Origin of the sequence: Pseudoglutamicibacter albus, from assembly GCF_022346425.1 — a bacterium.
GTDB classification, from domain to species: domain Bacteria; phylum Actinomycetota; class Actinomycetes; order Actinomycetales; family Micrococcaceae; genus Pseudoglutamicibacter; species Pseudoglutamicibacter albus.
The window spans coordinates 83,937-99,784 of the sequence record NZ_JAKRCW010000004.1; the positions used below are offsets into that span (position 1 = coordinate 83,937).

14 protein-coding genes are annotated in these 15,848 nt (G+C 61.5%); 6 read left to right on the top strand and 8 right to left on the bottom strand.

Annotated elements, in window-relative coordinates; genetic code table 11:
- Window positions 1-1,290 (bottom strand): serine hydroxymethyltransferase, encoded by a 1,290-nt coding sequence (glyA, locus tag MHJ63_RS03895; RefSeq protein ID WP_239446209.1) that lies wholly within the window; start codon window positions 1,288-1,290, stop codon window positions 1-3.
- Between the two features lie 202 nt (window positions 1,291-1,492).
- Between glyA and purU the strand changes: the two genes are divergently transcribed.
- On the top strand, window positions 1,493-2,371 hold the full coding sequence (gene purU, locus MHJ63_RS03900; protein ID WP_052048275.1) for a formyltetrahydrofolate deformylase: 879 nt from the start codon (window positions 1,493-1,495) through the stop codon (window positions 2,369-2,371).
- An 82-nt stretch (window positions 2,372-2,453) separates the two neighbouring features.
- On the opposite strand, the gene MHJ63_RS03905 is transcribed toward purU, so the two are convergent.
- Window positions 2,454-3,599 (bottom strand): methyltransferase domain-containing protein, encoded by a 1,146-nt coding sequence (locus tag MHJ63_RS03905; RefSeq protein WP_239446211.1) that lies wholly within the window; start codon window positions 3,597-3,599, stop codon window positions 2,454-2,456.
- A 54-nt stretch (window positions 3,600-3,653) separates the two neighbouring features.
- On the opposite strand from MHJ63_RS03905, the gene MHJ63_RS03910 reads away from it, so the two are divergent.
- Complete coding sequence (locus MHJ63_RS03910) at window positions 3,654-4,592, top strand: HNH endonuclease family protein (RefSeq protein WP_239446213.1); 939 nt, start codon at window positions 3,654-3,656, stop codon at window positions 4,590-4,592.
- Window positions 4,593-4,637: 45 nt separating this feature from the next.
- A complete protein-coding gene (locus tag MHJ63_RS03915; protein ID WP_070490047.1) occupies window positions 4,638-5,159 on the top strand; it encodes a gamma carbonic anhydrase family protein in 522 nt (173 codons plus the stop codon).
- Between the two features lie 113 nt (window positions 5,160-5,272).
- Here MHJ63_RS03915 and MHJ63_RS03920 read toward each other — a convergent pair whose 3' ends face one another.
- The 4 genes from MHJ63_RS03920 to MHJ63_RS03935 all read right to left on the bottom strand — a co-directional run bounded on the left by MHJ63_RS03920 (window position 5,273) and on the right by MHJ63_RS03935 (window position 11,495).
- Window positions 5,273-7,495, bottom strand: coding sequence for an NADP-dependent isocitrate dehydrogenase (locus tag MHJ63_RS03920; RefSeq protein WP_070490049.1), 2,223 nt, complete (start codon window positions 7,493-7,495; stop codon window positions 5,273-5,275).
- A gap of 165 nt (window positions 7,496-7,660) precedes the next feature.
- Window positions 7,661-9,337, bottom strand: coding sequence for a bifunctional phosphoribosylaminoimidazolecarboxamide formyltransferase/IMP cyclohydrolase (gene purH, locus MHJ63_RS03925; protein WP_239446214.1), 1,677 nt, complete (start codon window positions 9,335-9,337; stop codon window positions 7,661-7,663).
- A gap of 99 nt (window positions 9,338-9,436) precedes the next feature.
- A complete protein-coding gene (gene purN / locus MHJ63_RS03930; protein ID WP_070490055.1) occupies window positions 9,437-10,030 on the bottom strand; it encodes a phosphoribosylglycinamide formyltransferase in 594 nt (197 codons plus the stop codon).
- A 19-nt stretch (window positions 10,031-10,049) separates the two neighbouring features.
- A complete protein-coding gene (locus MHJ63_RS03935; RefSeq protein ID WP_239446215.1) occupies window positions 10,050-11,495 on the bottom strand; it encodes a cell division protein PerM in 1,446 nt (481 codons plus the stop codon).
- Between the two features lie 205 nt (window positions 11,496-11,700).
- Between MHJ63_RS03935 and MHJ63_RS03940 the strand changes: the two genes are divergently transcribed.
- The 3 genes from MHJ63_RS03940 to MHJ63_RS03950 all read left to right on the top strand — a co-directional run bounded on the left by MHJ63_RS03940 (window position 11,701) and on the right by MHJ63_RS03950 (window position 14,056).
- Window positions 11,701-12,894, top strand: coding sequence for a YihY/virulence factor BrkB family protein (locus MHJ63_RS03940; RefSeq protein ID WP_070490056.1), 1,194 nt, complete (start codon window positions 11,701-11,703; stop codon window positions 12,892-12,894).
- Between the two features lie 74 nt (window positions 12,895-12,968).
- The gene (locus MHJ63_RS03945; RefSeq protein WP_070490058.1) at window positions 12,969-13,364 is read left to right on the top strand and encodes a hypothetical protein; all 396 of its coding nucleotides are present in this window, start codon (window positions 12,969-12,971) and stop codon (window positions 13,362-13,364) included.
- 71 nt (window positions 13,365-13,435) lie between these two features.
- Complete coding sequence (locus MHJ63_RS03950; protein WP_070490060.1) at window positions 13,436-14,056, top strand: isochorismatase family protein; 621 nt, start codon at window positions 13,436-13,438, stop codon at window positions 14,054-14,056.
- A gap of 82 nt (window positions 14,057-14,138) precedes the next feature.
- Here MHJ63_RS03950 and MHJ63_RS03955 read toward each other — a convergent pair whose 3' ends face one another.
- Both MHJ63_RS03955 and MHJ63_RS03960 read right to left on the bottom strand, forming a co-directional pair.
- The gene (locus MHJ63_RS03955; RefSeq protein ID WP_239446216.1) at window positions 14,139-14,603 is read right to left on the bottom strand and encodes an acyl-CoA thioesterase; all 465 of its coding nucleotides are present in this window, start codon (window positions 14,601-14,603) and stop codon (window positions 14,139-14,141) included.
- A 113-nt stretch (window positions 14,604-14,716) separates the two neighbouring features.
- Complete coding sequence (locus tag MHJ63_RS03960; RefSeq protein ID WP_035754892.1) at window positions 14,717-15,808, bottom strand: App1 family protein; 1,092 nt, start codon at window positions 15,806-15,808, stop codon at window positions 14,717-14,719.
- Window positions 15,809-15,848 lie beyond the last annotated feature (40 nt).

Genomic DNA, 15,848 nt, shown 5'->3' on the forward strand with positions numbered 1-15,848 from the left:
TTACCAGTTCTCGTGGCCAGGATAGAGCGGGAAGTCAGCGGCGAGCTTATCCACGCGGGCACGCAACGCATCAACATCAGCGTTCTTGCCGTCACGCAAAGCAACCGCGATGATGTCAGCGACCTCGGTGAACTCCTTGTCGCCAAAGCCGCGGGTCGCCAGAGCCGGGGTGCCGATGCGCAGACCGGAGGTCACCATCGGCGGGCGTGGATCCCACGGGACTGAGTTGCGGTTGACCGTGATGCCGACCTCGTGCAGCAGGTCTTCGCCCTGCTGGCCATCGAGCTCGGATTCGCGCAGGTCAACCAGGACCAAGTGGACGTCGGTGCCGCCGGTCAGAACCGAAACACCGGTATCGGCAACGTCCTTGGCGGTCAGCCGTTCGGCGAGGATCTTGGCACCGCTCAGCGTGCGCTCCTGGCGGTTCTTGAACTCCTCAGAAGCGGCAACCTTGAACGCAACAGCCTTACCGGCGATCGCGTGCATGAGCGGGCCGCCCTGCTGGCCAGGGAACACTGCGGAGTTGATCTTCTTGGACATCTCAGCGGTGTTGGACAAGATCACGCCCGAGCGTGGGCCGGCGAGCGTCTTGTGAACGGTCGAGGTCGTCACATCAGCTACGGGCACCGGGTTCGGGTGCAAGCCAGCCGCCACCAGGCCAGCGAAGTGCGCCATGTCCACCCACAGAAGCGCGCCAACCTCGTCGGCGATCGAACGGAAGGCCTCGAAATCCAGCTGGCGAGGGTACGCCGACCAGCCAGCAACGATCACGTTCGGGCGGGCCTCAAGAGCCTGCTCACGCACCTTATCCATGTCGATGCGGAACGTCTCCGGGTCTACTTCGTAAGCGGCAACGTTGTAGAGCTTGCCGGAGAAGTTGAGCTTCATGCCGTGCGTCAAGTGGCCGCCGTGAGCGAGCGAAAGGCCCAGCATCGTGTCGCCTGGGTTGATCATCGCCGCCAACGCGGCGGCGTTGGCGGAAGCTCCCGAGTGCGGCTGAACGTTGGCGAAACCCGCGCCGAACAGGGCCTTGACGCGGTCCCGCGCCAGGTCTTCAACCTGATCCACGTATTCGCAGCCGCCGTAATAGCGGCGCCCCGGATAACCTTCGGCATACTTATTCGTCAGAACCGAGCCCTGAGCCTCCAAAACACCGCGCGGAGCGAAGTTCTCAGAAGCGATCATTTCCAGGGTGTCGCGCTGACGCCCCAATTCCTGATCGATCAGGGCAGCGATTTCGGGGTCAACCTCAGCAAGCGGCTGATTAGTGACATCGGAAGTCTGTGACACGGGGCCTCTCCTGTGCAGCGCTTAGCGCTCGTTGGTGTTCGGCAACAGCGATGCCGCGGCACCCGGCACGTGAGGTGTCGAGTGAACACACGGCGGACGCCTCCATTCTAGCCCGTGAACACCCATCAGACACCGAACATAACTCGACGCACCAACTCAACGAATAGCAACCCCACCGCAAGCCCCCGCTATCGTGAACCCTATGGAGCGCAAAACTAGCCACCGCGATGTCAACAGCAGCCACCGTATTGTGGTGAGCTTGTCCTGCCCAGACCAGCCGGGCATCGTCCACCACGTGACCGGGGCGCTGTTTCAAGCCGGCGGCAACATCGTGGAATCCCAGCAGTACGGTTCTGACCAGACCGGCACGTTCTTCATGCGGATTGAAGCGGACGTGTGTCTGCCCACCGTGGATGTCGAGGCTCATCTCCGCGCGGTCGCTCAGCAGTTCCAGATGGATTTGAAGGTGTGGGACGCGGACGCGCCACTGCGGACCCTCATCATGTGTTCAAAGGCCCCGCACGCGCTCGAAGAGTTGTTGAGCCGCCAGCACGCAGGCTACCTGCCGATCGAGGTGCCGCTCATTGTCTCCAACCACACCGCGTTGAAGCCGCTCGCTGAGTTTTATGGCGTACCGTTCACGCACATCCCAGTCACGAAAGACACCAAGGCAGACGCCGAGGCGAAGCTGCGTGAGCTTGTTGCTGAGCACGAGATCGACCTCGTGGTGCTCGCCCGTTACATGCAGATCCTCTCCGATGAGCTCTGCAACGAACTATCTGGCCGGGCGATCAACATCCACCACTCGTTCCTGCCCTCCTTCAAGGGGGCCCGGCCGTACCACCAGGCGCATGCCCGCGGTGTCAAACTCATCGGCGCCACCGCGCACTATGTGACCAGCGACCTCGACGAAGGCCCGATCATCGACCAGGCCGTGACCCCGGTGCGTCACGACCGCACCCCGGAAGAACTCGTGCAGCAAGGTAGCGCTACCGAGGCACAGACGCTCGCGCGCGCGGTACGGTGGCACGCCCAGCATCGCGTGCTCCTGGACGGCCACCGCACGGTTGTCTTCGATTAGGCACAGTTGTTTTCGACTGAACTGTTTATTTTCGACTGTTTATTTTCGACCGCGCCGGAGGGCTCGGTTAGGCAGTGTTGCCCTAAGCCCTGCGTAGCAGCGCGATGACCTCCATGTGCGGGGTTTGAGGGAACATGTCGAACAAGCGCGCCTGCTCGATGCTCCAGTTGCTCATCGCGGCGAGGTCACGGGCGAGCGTGGTGGGGTTGCAACTCGAATAGATGATGCTCTCGGCTTCGCATTCGTTGAGCCACACGGGCAGGTCTGGACCTAGTCCGCGCCGAGGCGGATTGACGATGATGAGCTCTGGCGCAGGTTTCTCGCGAACCCACTGCGTCGCATCAGCCGCGATGAACTCGACCTCGCTGATTCCCTGTTCGGCTGCCGCGGCGTTGCCGGCAGCGACCGCCTCGACAGAGGTCTCAACGCCGATCACGTGCCCGGCCCCGGCCTGGGCCGCTGTGAACCCGAAACCGCCGACGCCCGCATACAGATCCCACACGGTCTCCGGCGGCCCTGCATGGCTGTCCGGCGAGGCTGCTGCGATCCACTCCCCCGCCTGGGCATAAAGCCCCTCGGCAACCGCCTGATTAGTCTGCACAAACCCTTGCGGACGAACCCGCAACGGCAGGCGGCTGATCGTGAGCGGGAACGTGGTTTCACCGGCTAGATGGATTTCTTCTTCTCCCTCGGCGAGCGCGACGTGATCCGGCAACATGTTGGCTGTCACGGTCACGATGTGCGGGGCTCTTTCGAGGAATCCTGCCAGGTTCGGCCGCAAGGCTTTGACGCCGGCGCGGGAGCGCATCACGAAGCGCAGCATGATCTGCCCGGCCTCGTTCAACGTCATGTGGACTTGTTTGAGCTCTCCGGCGCGCTCGGGGACGGAATACGGGGCGAGCTTGCTGATGCGGATGAGCGAGTGGATCAGCCCGAACATGCGGGTCAGTTCCGGGTGGATCACCCTGCATTCGCGCAAGTCCACACCGCGGCGCTCCCGGTCCAGAATCCCGAAAGTCGGGCGTCGATAGGTTCCGCCCACCACCATTTTGATGCGGGTGCGGTAGCCCTGCTCAGGCCCAGTGAACGGTTCAAGCCAGGCCGTTGGCCCGTACGGCTCGAGCAACGTTTGAGCCTGGCTCTGTTTGAGTTCAACCTGTTGGGCGTAGGGCTGTTGAATGAGCGTGCAGGATAAACACACTCCCGCATCGTAATAATCGCACTGCATGATGCATCCATTATGGCGGTAGATCCCGTTGCGTGATGCTTCACATACGCGTGCATGGCGAGCCGAACTCGCGGCGCGAGCGCGGGTTGGTGGATGATGCTCGGTATGCAACGAAAGTCTGGCGCCTCACGAAAATTCAAGAAAACGTTTAACAAACTCATGGCCCTTGCTGTGACTGCGCTCTTGATTTTCGTGATCGGCAAGCTCTCCATCAACGGTAGTTCAACCGCACCGAATGAAACCGCGCCGGGTGAAAGCAAGCCCAGCGCGACCGCACCCTCCACGCCGGCGCCTTCCAAAACCGCGCCTTCCAAAACAGCGCCGTCCCAAACCGCGCCGGGTGACAATAAAGCCACTGATCCCGCGCGGTCTCATAATGCGGCAGCGGTCCTGGAGACCCTCGAGGTCAAGGGCCGCGCACCTAAGACCGGCTATAACCGTAAAGAGTCTTTCGGGCGGGCGTGGCTCGATACCGACCGTAACGGTTGCCGCACCCGCGACGACATCCTCAAGCGAGACCTGAGCGATATCACCCAACAAGGCCGCTGCGGCGTCGAAAAAGGTGTCCTACGTGACCCGTATTCGGGCGACATGATCAACTTTCAGCGCGGCCCCCGCACCTCCGAGGCGGTCCAGATCGACCATGTCGTAGCGTTATCTGACGCGTGGCAGAAGGGCGCCCAGAACTTGAGCAAACGCGAACGGATCTTGCTCGCGAATGACCCGCTGAACCTGCTAGCGGTCTCCGGGCCACTCAACCAGCAGAAATCTGACCGCGACGCCGCAAGCTGGCTCCCACCCAATAAGGCCTACAGGTGCCCGATGGTGGCCCGCCAGATCGCCGTGAAGTCCCGCTATAAACTGTGGGTCACCCAGGCTGAAAAGGACGCGATGAAACAGGTCCTGAAACGCTGCCCCGACCAAACCGTGCCCACCGAAGGGTTCGATCCCCAGGATGCTCCAGAGATGCCGAGCTCCTGGAAACAAGACTGAACGGCTTTGGATGCAAGAGTGGGCCTGCGTCAGTAGGCTTGCTACATGGCACACATCATTGCACTCGATAACGGCACCCCTGACGTGGGCGCTGCCGCATTCCTAGCCCCAACCGCCACGGTAAGTGGCGATGCAGTTTTAGCAGAAGACTCTTCGGCGTTCTATGGGGTATCAGTCCGTGGGGATTCCGCGCCGATCCGCATCGGCGCCCGCACCAACCTGCAGGATAACGTGGTGGTCCACGCTGACCCTGAGTACCCGTGCACGCTCGGCGATGACGTTACGGTCGGCCACGCCGCAGTGGTGCACGGCTGCACGGTGGGTGATGGCACGCTCATCGGGATGTCGGCGACCATCATGAACGGCGCGGTCATCGGCGAGCAGTCGCTCATCGCCGCTGGCGCGCTGGTTCTGGAGGGTATGGAGGTCCCTCCGCGCTCGCTGGTCGCCGGGGCTCCTGCGAAGGTTCGCCGCGAACTGACCGACGAGGAAGTCGCTGCACTCTCAACGTCCGCTGAAACCTACGTCGGCCTGGCTCGCCGCCACGCAGCAGCGCTAAGCAGCTAAAGCACTGCGGCGCTGCCACACAAACACACTGGAACTTAAACACACTGACGTTTAAACACACGGGCGGCGTGACCATGTGGTCACGCCGCCCGTTCGCTGTATCAGCGAGAAACTTAAGCTTTGAGACCGTCGATGATCTCGTTGAGGGTTGCGGATGGCCGCATGATCTCGGAGACCTTCTTCTCGTCTGGGCGGTAGTAGCCACCCAGCTCAACAGCCACACCCTGTGCGCCGTTGAGCTCGGAGATGATCTGCTCTTCCTTCTCAACCAGTGCCTTCGCAACAGGTGCGAAGACCTCCGCGAGGCGTGCGTCCTCGGTCTGCTTGGCGAGCTCTTCAGCCCAGTAGCGGACCAGGTAGTAGTGGGAGCCGCGGTTGTCGAGCTCGCCTACCTTGCGGGATGGGGACTTGTTCTCATCCAGGAACGTGCCGGTCGCTGCGTCGAGTGCGCGGCCGAGAACCTCAGCTGCTGGGGTCTCGGTCTGGCGGCCGAACTTCTCGAAGGATTCAGCCAAAGCGAGGAACTCGCCGAGGGAGTCCCAACGCAGGTGGTTCTCTTCAACGAGCTGCTGGACGTGCTTCGGTGCGGAACCGCCAGCGCCGGTCTCGAACAGGCCACCGCCAGCGAGCAACGGGACGATCGAGAGCATCTTCGCAGACGTGCCGAGCTCGAGGATCGGGAACAGATCGGTCAGGTAGTCACGTAGGACGTTACCGGTCACCGAGATGGTGTCCTCACCCTTGCGGATGCGGTCCACCGAGAACTGGGTTGCTTCCTTCGGGGCGAGGATGCGGATGTCCAGGCCGTCGGTGTCGAGGTCCTTGAGGTAGGTGTTGACCTTCTCGATGAGGTTCGCATCGTGTGCGCGGTTCTCATCGAGCCAGAACACAACTGGCATACCGGACTGGCGGGAGCGCTCAACTGCGAGCTCAACCCAGTTGCGGATCGGCAGGTCCTTGGTCTGGCATGCACGCCAGATGTCGCCGGCCTCAACCTCGTGGGAGATCAGGACGTCGCCCGCGGAGTTGACGACCTCAACTGTGCCGTCTTCCTCAAGCTGGAAGGTCTTGTCGTGCGAACCGTACTCTTCGGCCTTCTGGGCCATGAGGCCGACGTTCGGGACGGTACCCATGGTTGCTGGGTCGAATGCACCGTTGGCGCGGCAGTCCTCGATCACGGTCTGGTAGACGCCCGCGTAGGAGGAGTCTGGGATGATCGCCAGGGTGTCCTGGGTCTTATCGTCCGCGTTCCACATCTGGCCGGAGGTGCGGATCATCGCTGGCATGGATGCGTCAACGATGATGTCCGATGGGACGTGCAGGTTGGTGATCCCGCGCGAGGAATCGACCATCGCGATCGCTGGGCCTTCGTTGTAGGCCTTCTCGATCTCAGCCTTGACGCCTTCGGCCGTCTCGGAGTCGAGGGAATCCAAGCCGGAGATGATCGAGGCCAGGCCGTTGTTCGGGGACAAACCGGCTTCAGCGAGCTTCTCGCCGTACTTGGCGAACAGGTCAGCGAAGTATGCGCGCACAACGCGGCCAAAGATGATCGGGTCGGAGACCTTCATCATGGTCGCCTTGAGGTGCGCGGAGAACAGGATGCCTTCATCCTTAGCGCGTGCAACCTGTTCCTTGAGGAACGCATCGAGCGCCTTCACAGACATGAAGGTACCGTCAACAACCTCGCCTTCAAGCACCTTGAACGCAGGCTTGAGAACCTTAGCCTCGCCACCGGCAGGGGTGAAGCGGATGGTGAGTTCGTCGTCTTTCTCCAGGACAACGGACTTCTCGTTGGACGCGAAGTCGTTCTTGCCCATCGTCGCGACGTTGGTCTTGGATTCTTTAGTCCACTCACCCATCGAGTGTGGGTTCTTCTTCGCGTAGCTCTTGACCGACTGCGGTGCGCGGCGGTCAGAGTTACCCTCACGCAGAACCGGGTTCACGGCCGAACCCATGACCTTGCCGTAGAGCTCACGGATCTCGCGCTCTTCGTCAGTCTTTGGCTCATCTGGGAAGTCCGGCAGGTCATAGCCCTGCCCCTGCAGCTCAGCAACGGCTGCCTTTAGCTGTGGAACAGAAGCCGAAATGTTCGGTAGCTTCACGATGTTCGCGTCCGGGCTCTGGGTCATCTCGCCCAGCTCGGCCAGTGCATCGTTGATGCGCTGGTTTTCCGGGAGCAAGTGAGAAAACGTTGCGATGATGCGGCCAGCCAGCGAAATATCGCGGGTCTCCATCGGCACGTCCGCTTGGGAGGCGAAAGCCTCAACCATCGGCAGGAACGAGTGCGTGGCCAGCATCGGCGCTTCGTCAGTGTGTGTATAGATGATTTTTGCCATGTGGTGGCGTTCTCCCTCAACAGTCGCTGATGAGTTGACTTGTGCCCTGAGCTTGGCAGGGCACACTCGCTTCTATTCTAGATGGTCGCAAGAAGGCCGGTGAGGTTTATTGCCGAACACGCGTTCACGAGCAATCAACCACACCGGCCTCTCTAGCTGGCTTCTTTAGTGGAAGAAGTGGCGTTCGCCGGTGAAGTACATCGTCACGCCGGCTTTGTTCGCCGCGTCGATCGTGTCTTGGTCACGCACCGATCCTCCCGGTTGGACGATCGCGCGCACACCGGCGTTGATCAGGACCTCCGGGCCGTCAGCGAACGGGAAGAAAGCGTCCGATGCGGCCACGGCACCGCGTGCGCGTTCCTCCGACTGTGCGTTGGCGTCGGCCTCAGCACCGCCTGCGGCGTTGACGTCGGATGCGACTGTGACACCGAGGGTGTTGGCACGTTCGACCGCGAGCCGGCAGGAATCCACGCGGTTGACCTGGCCCATCCCGATGCCGACCGCGGCGCCGTCGTTGGCGAGCAGGATCGCGTTCGACTTAGCCGAACGCAGGGCACGCCACGCGAATGCGAGATCAGCCAAGGTCTTCTCATCGGCTGGTTCACCTGCGGCCAGGGTCCAGGTCTGCGGGTCATCACCTGGGGCATCGAGCTGATCGGTGGTCTGGAGCAGTGCGCCGCCGGAAATCTGGCGGATCGAGACCGTGTCCTGCGTGAAGCCCTCAGGCAGGCTCAACAGGCGGATGTTCTTTTTCTTCGAAAGGATCTCAACGGCCTCGTCCTCGAAGCCTGGGGCGACAACAACCTCGGTGAAGATCTCAGAAACCGTGCGCGCCATACCCGCTGTGACAGGGCGGTTAGCCGCGATCACGCCACCGAAAGCAGACAACGGATCGGTTGCGTGGGCCTTACGGTGCGCATCAGCGATCGGGTCCTCAGCCCCCGGGGTCGCGACCGCGATGCCGCACGGATTCGCGTGCTTAATCACGGCAACGGCAGGCTCATCGAAGTCATAGGCGGCACGCACTGCCGCGTCCGCGTCCTGATAGTTGTTGTAGCTCATCGCCTTACCGTGCAACTGCTCAGCCTGAGCAATACCCGGGGAAGCCGCGTGATCAACATACAGCGCTGCCGGCTGGTGCGGGTTCTCGCCGTAACGCAGAACCTCAGCACGCTCAAGCGACAAACCCGCATACGGCGGGAAGACCGGGGCCTCCGCGGCCTCGGGATCACCGAACTGCGCCGCAGTCCACGCGGCAACCGCATTGTCATAAGCGGCAGTGTGAGCGAAAGCCAGCGAAGCCAGACGACGGCGGGTCGCCAGGTCGAAGCCCTCACCACGGGCCGCCTCAACCACCTGGCCATAGAACTCAGGGTTGACCACCACAGCAACCGAAGGATGGTTCTTAGCTGCCGCACGCACCATCGACGGGCCGCCGATGTCGATCTGCTCAATCACCGCGTCCTGGTCAGCGCCCGAACGCACCGTCTCAACGAACGGGTACAGGTTCACAACCACCAGATCAAACGGCTCAATCTCCATATCCTTGAGCTGCTGAACATGATCATCCTTACGGCGGTCCGCCAGAATACCGGCGTGAACCCGCGGATGCAGCGTCTTCACACGGCCTTCAAGGCATTCCTGGAACCCCGTCACCTCAGAGACCTCAGTCACCGGGATGCCCGCATCAGCGATACGGCCAGCAGTAGAACCGGTAGAGACAATCGCAACGCCGGCCTCATGCAGGCCGCGGGCTAGATCTTCCAAACCGGTCTTGTCATATACAGAGATCAGTGCACGCTTAATCGGAACAGTCGTGGGCGTGGAATCCTGAACGGTCACGAGAAAAGGCTCCTCAGGAGAAATCGCGGAACAAGACGCACTACACGTGCGCACCAGAAAGCGCCCGCCGCGAAACGGCAGGCACACCCAGTCTACGCGTCAGGCGTACGCGTGAGGGAAGCTGATCACGCCATCAGCCAAGCCCTGCAAAACCTCAATCAACGCAGAACGCTCCTGAACCTTGATCCGCTCATGCAGCTCATCCTGGGATTCACCATCCCGCACCTCAACGGCACGCTGAGCGATGATCGGGCCCGTATCCACCCCAGCATCAACCCAGTGCACAGTACAGCCGGTGACCTTGACCCCATAAGCCAACGCGTCCCGCACACCGTGAGCACCAGGGAAAGACGGCAGCAACGCCGGATGCGTATTCACCGTCCTATCCCCGAAACGCTCCAGAAACGCCGCCCCCAGAATCCGCATAAACCCCGAACACACCACCACATCCGGGGAAAAACCAGCCACCGCAGAAGCCAACGCCGCATCCCAGCCAGCACGCGCATCGTAATCCCGAGGGTCCACCACAAACGTTTCAGCACCCAAAACATCAGCCCGATGCAAACCAGCCGCCCCCGGCTGATCCGTACCCACCGCGACAATCTCCACACCCGTCAACCGGCCAGCAGAAACCGCATCAACAACAGCCTGAAAATTCGTACCAGACCCAGAAAGCAGAACAACAGCACGCATACCCAAACCCTACCTAGACTCAGTCATCCAAAACCGGGTCACGCTCAAACAATGGCGCAGCAACATTACCGAGCACAGCGCCCACGCCGATCTCCGCAACCAACAAGCCAGCCGAAACCCACACGTGCGGCCCGATCCACGTGAAAATACCCAGCCCCAACGTGCCAGAAGACAACAGAGCCAACACCACGAAACCCACTGCAGAGACCGCGCCCACCAACAAACCCAACATGAGCGAAGACAACGTCACACCAATCCAGCGCTGCGAAAAACGAAGAGTCAACCACTCCTCCAAATGGTTCTCGCCCTCACGCATAAACCACCAGCCGGCAACAACACCAGCAAGCACCGGGATAGCCACAACCCACACCTGCGGGCCATCCGGCAACATCCCCAAAACCGGCAACGGAGGCATATCCGTCCCGAACGAACCAAACGCAGAAATCGAGGTGGTGCTACCCAACGCGAACCCGCCACCACTGACATAAGCCAGCGTGTACATCACCATGTTCGGCACAAACACAAGCTGCAGCAACATCAACGCGGCACCACCCCACAGGCCCGGATTCAGGCGCATCACAGTGTTGATCACATCAACCCAATGCAGCACCAACTGCACCGTGAACGCCGCCGAAGCCAACCCCACAGCCATCACAAGCCCCACAAAACCAGCGCGAACCACAGCCCACACATACGAGCCAGCCCACCGCTGATACTGCGAATGGTGAAGCACCCGCTCCGCCGCATTAAAACCAATCAACCGGCCAAACGAACCCGCCTCACGCCACGCGCCACCAATCAAACCGAGCCCGTGAATCACCAACGGAATCAACAACGCGCCCCACCACGGCGAAGCAATCAGCTCAGAGGACGCCCACCACGTCGTCACAATCCCGAGCACCCCGTACACCAGAAGCGAACCCAGCATCGCCTGCCACAACTGATCAGACCACGAGGCCCGCGCCAACCGCCGCCCAGCACGCCACGCCAACCAGCCAGGCAACACAACAAAACCTAGAGGCAAGAACCACATCGTGCCAGCCCCGCCAATAGCGGCCTCGGAACGCACCAACGGAACCCCATGCCCCAACAGCCACCACCGCCCCGTGACACGAGCGACCTCGCTGACATCCGCGCCCAACCAGCCACCAGACATCGCGGCGCCAGCCACCGGAAGCGCAACAACAAGCAAACCCAGAACATACACCTGGATCGCCTCAATACCGCCCTGGATCACCAACGGAAGCGGCATGCCCTCCTGCAAGCCCACGCGGAAACGGTACAGAGCCTCGCGGGTGCGGGTCGTCAAAGAAACACGCTCATCCCCTACCCCATACACGAGCTGCTCCGCCGCACCCTCACCGGCTGCCGCCGCCTCAGCATCACGTGGACTACCGGCCTCAGATGACGTTTCAGCGTCCCCGGCTCCGCCGGCGTCGCGCGAATCCTTAAAATCCGTAGGCATCCTGCAACATCCCTCAACAAACTCACTTCAGCATCCACGGCCACGCCGCATGCTTCACCACCGATCGTGCCATCTTAGAACCCACACCACACGCAGGCGCGGCGAAATCGCCCACCCTTGAGCCCCAAAAACTCCAAAGTGTGGCATCCGATCTGTGAGATGGTTAGGCTCTAGATGAATAACATCCATCAGGAAGGCCCCCACCGTGGAGAGAAGCATCACGGCAGACCCCGACGCGAAAGAAGCGATCGAGGAACGCATGGACAAAGCCGGACCAATTCCGGCAGCCGGATGGAAATACATTTTCGGTAGAGCACTACGCGAGTTCACACGCGACGGCGGCATGGACATGGCCGCTTCCCTGACCTACAGGACAGTGTTCGCGATGTTCCCGGCACTGCTCGCCCTCGTCTCCACGCTGGGCTTGTTCGGCCAGGGCGAAGAGACCACCAAACTGCTACTCGACACCGTTCAGGACGTCGGCTCCCCGGAGATGGCGAAAGTCCTCGAAGAACCCATCACGAGCCTGACTGAAGGCGGCGGCGCTGGGTTGTTCTTCGTCATCGGTGTCCTCGGTGCCGTGTGGACGTCCTCGAACTACGTCAACGCGTTCTCCCGCTCGATCAACACCGTCTACGGCGTTGAAGAGGGCCGCGCCCCAATGTTCTTGCGCATCCAGATGTACCTCATCACCCTCGCGTTGCTGTTCGGTTCGGTGATCTGCATCCTGTTGCTGCTGGTCTCCGGTGACTTCGCGTCCATGATCGGCAGCTGGATCGGTCTAGGCGCTGAGGCCGTGACCGCATGGAACATCCTGAAATGGCCGGTTCTTATCCTGGTTGCGATCGTCATGATCGGCCTGCTGTATAACTTCACCCCGAACGTGCGCCGCCCGCAGATCCGTTGGGTCACCCTAGGTGCCACGTTCGCGCTGGTCACGATGGCGTTGGCGACCGCCGGTTTCGCGTGGTACCTCTCCAACTTCGCTAACTACAACAAGACCTACGGCTCCATCGGTGGTGCTATCGCTGGTCTGATGTGGATCTGGATCATCAACTGCGTACTGGTCTTGGGTGCGGAGGTCGATGTTGAGGCTCAGCGTGCACGCCAGCTCACCGCGGGCCTGATCGCTGAGGAACAGGTCTTGCTTCCGCCTCGCTCGGTTTCTGGGATCAAGAAGAAGGAAAAGGCCTACGCCAAGGACGTGTTCGAAGGCCGTAAGTTGCGTTTGATGACCAACCCGATTGGTCCTGAGCCGATGGACCCTAAACGTAAGAAGAGGCGTCTGAAAGCACTCGCGGGCTTCGGTGGCGTGGTTGCCGTGTTGAGCATGATCCGCCAGGCTTCCCACACCCCGCCGGAACCGGAAGAAACCTCCGGTAAGGACGATTCCAACTAACGCCAGGCGGCGGTGCAGAACGGCACCGCCCCGGCTTGTCTTCTCGACGCTTTTCCACACATAAGGAGAGCCTTATGGCTAATCTGACTACTCCACTCTTGACGACTACCGGACTCGTGGGCGGCTTCGAGGTTGCCCGCCGCACCAAGAACCGTCCGCTTGGCGGCGCCGTGTTGGCGGTCTGCGGCATCTTCGCTACCTTCATTTGGGTCAAGAAGGTCGGCTGGCCACGCGCGCTTGTGTTACTGGGGATCTATCTTGGCGCGTTCGGCTACTCGCATCCACTCGCCAAGAAGGTGGGTGCAGAGGAGGCCGTGGCGATCGTGACCGCGGCATCCGGTCTCAGCGCGTTGCTCTTCGGCGGCTCCAAGCGCAGCGAAGCGAAAGTGGCGGCCAAGCGTGAGGAACGCAAGGCCGCCCGCGCCCACAAAGCAGCCCAGAAAAAGGTCGCGGCACTCTCAGCTAAGTAAGGCGCGAACTGGGTTCCCGCCTAGGAGACGTCCCTTCACTGGGCGTCCTTTTACCGGAAAGAAGGAAAACGATGGTAGCTGACAACGTTGCTGGCCAGAGCCGCGAGGGCGCCGCGAATGGCCGCGCGCTACTGATTGTGGATGTGCAGAACGACTTCGCTGAAGGTGGTGCCTTGGGGTGTGATGGCGGAGCCGCGGTTGCGGCGTCCATCAACTCGCTGACAGCTCCGGGCCACGACTATCATCTGATCGCGGCATCACGGGATTGGCATTCACCGGAAGGCGATAATGGCGGCCATTTCGCTCCAGCTGGTGAGGAACCGAACTGGACCACCACGTGGCCAGTCCACTGTGTAGCCAACACCGAGGGCGCGGCATATCACCCGAATCTTGATGCCTCGCGCATCGAGCTTGAGGTCCGTAAAGGCATGGGAAGCCCCGCCTACTCGGCTTTCGAGGGTGTATCCGATGACGGCAGCGGCCTCGCCGAGATCCTCAAAGAGGAGGACATCACCAAGCTTGATGTTGTAGGGATCGCAACCGACCACTGCGTTCTGGCCTCTGCGCGCGACGCCCTAGCCAACGGTTTCACCGTCACCGTGCTCAACCAGCACACCGCTTACGTGGACGCTGACGCGGCGGAAGCGGCACTGGCCTCCCTCGAGGAGGCCGGCGCGACCGTCGTGCGTTAAGCGCGCCGAAGGAACTGTGCGTTAAGCGTGCGGAACACACCGTGCGTTAAGCGCATCGAATTGACGGTGTGTTGGGCGCGGCTTATTCGTTGTCCCGGCTCTCGTCTGTGAATGCCTGCATGGCTTCGCGGATCTCGGCCGGGATTCTCATGAGGCGCCCCGTCTCGCCCTCGGCGAGCGCCATGAGAGTTTTGGCGCGTGAGCAGAGGGTTCCGTCGTGGCCGTCGCGGATTTCGTAGTTGACGGTGAAGGTTGCGGGTTTGATGTCGGAGATCCAGATGTCCACGGCGGCGGGTACGTCGCGGTATGGAAGTTGCGCTAGGTAGCGGATGGTGTGTTCGACGACGAGGATCATGATGCCCTCGCCGACGTTTTCGAACAGGTCGTTTTTGCCTTCGCGGCCTACTGGTGAGCCGGTTCCGCCGGGGACGCCGAAGCCGGCGACGCGGGCTTCTTCCATGAGGCGGATCTGGTTGGCGTTGTTGATGTGCCCGTAGGCGTCCATGTCTGCCCACCGTAGTGGCACAGAGACGGTTTGGCGGCTCACGTGGCTGTCCTTCCTGCTTGGGGGCTTGTTTCGACGCAAGATCTGGCGCCGATTTCGGCGCTGATTTCAGCGCGGGCTTCGCGCTGGTTTCAGCACCTGTTCTGGCGCCGGGGCTAGTGGTCCGGATGGAGCGCGTCGGGGGCTTCTGGCATGAGGCCCAAGGCGGCCAGCCGGGCGGCGATGCGCCCACCATCGGGTTCATAGACCCACGGGACACCCGGGGTCGTGTTCATGATGGCGGCGTTACGCCCGCCGGCGAGCGCGGCTTCCGATGGGGTGAGTTGGCGGATCACGATCGCGGACACGTTGTCTGGGTAGCGGCGGGCGAATTCGGCGTAAATGTTGGGGTCTTTTTGGCCGTCGTCGCCGACCAGTAGCCAGGAGATGTCGGGGAATTCTCTGGCGAGGCGGCGTAGGTTGTCTACTTTGTGTTGGATGCCGGAGCGGAACCAGCGGCCTTCGACTGGCCCCCAGTCGGTGAGCAGTAGCGGGCCGTCGGGGAATAGGTTGCGGGCCATGAAGCGGCTGAGTGCCCGGTTTGTGTTCCACGCGCCCGTGGAGAGGTAGAGCGTGGGTGCGCCGGGGTGTGCGGTGGCGAAGCGGTCGAGGAACACTGCCATGCCTGGGGTTGGTACGCGTGCGTGTTCGTCGATGACGAAGGAGTTCCATGCCGCGAGTAGTGGGCGCGGGAGCATCGTGACTACAACGGTGTCGTCCACGTCGCAGATGATCCCGTGTTTTTGTTTCTCGTTGACCATGAACACGTGCCCGCTGACGGGTTCGGAGTCATCGACGATGAATTCTACGTGGTGCCAGCCGGGTTCGAGGTTCACGGCGAGGCGTTCGTCGATCACGCCGCCGCGGTCTGAGTACACGTCATAGGTTGCGCCGTTGATGCGGATTGTGACGGGGTATTCCGCGACGGTGGGTGAGATGAAGTGACGCCATCCACGCACGCCTTCTTCAACGACTGCGGGCAGGTGGAGGTCTTCAAGCCGTGACCCGGGTTTCGCCATGACAACTCGTGCGAATACGCGCACCCACCCGTTTTCTCCGCTGCGGCCGTAGCCGCGGTATGGGACGACGGCGACTTTGTCTCCACGGCGTTGGGACATTTTGAGGCGGAAGTCTTGCCAACGGTCTTCAAGCGCGAGAGCGAACTCTTTATGGGCTCGTTTGGTGTGCTGTTTTTTACCGTCTTTCATCACGCAACTAGTTTCTCATGTGGCACGGTCACGGAGGGTG

Coding starts and splice junctions, on each gene's coding strand:
- MHJ63_RS03945 (WP_070490058.1), top strand. CDS start 12,969: ATGGCTAATCTGACTACTCCACTCTTGACGACTACCGGACTCGTGGGC.
- MHJ63_RS03910 (WP_239446213.1), top strand. CDS start 3,654: ATGGCGAGCCGAACTCGCGGCGCGAGCGCGGGTTGGTGGATGATGCTC.
- MHJ63_RS03960 (WP_035754892.1), bottom strand. CDS start 15,808: ATGAAAGACGGTAAAAAACAGCACACCAAACGAGCCCATAAAGAGTTC.
- purU (WP_052048275.1), top strand. CDS start 1,493: ATGGAGCGCAAAACTAGCCACCGCGATGTCAACAGCAGCCACCGTATT.
- MHJ63_RS03920 (WP_070490049.1), bottom strand. CDS start 7,495: ATGGCAAAAATCATCTATACACACACTGACGAAGCGCCGATGCTGGCC.
- purN (WP_070490055.1), bottom strand. CDS start 10,030: ATGCGTGCTGTTGTTCTGCTTTCTGGGTCTGGTACGAATTTTCAGGCT.
- MHJ63_RS03915 (WP_070490047.1), top strand. CDS start 4,638: ATGGCACACATCATTGCACTCGATAACGGCACCCCTGACGTGGGCGCT.
- MHJ63_RS03950 (WP_070490060.1), top strand. CDS start 13,436: ATGGTAGCTGACAACGTTGCTGGCCAGAGCCGCGAGGGCGCCGCGAAT.
- MHJ63_RS03935 (WP_239446215.1), bottom strand. CDS start 11,495: ATGCCTACGGATTTTAAGGATTCGCGCGACGCCGGCGGAGCCGGGGAC.
- MHJ63_RS03905 (WP_239446211.1), bottom strand. CDS start 3,599: ATGCAGTGCGATTATTACGATGCGGGAGTGTGTTTATCCTGCACGCTC.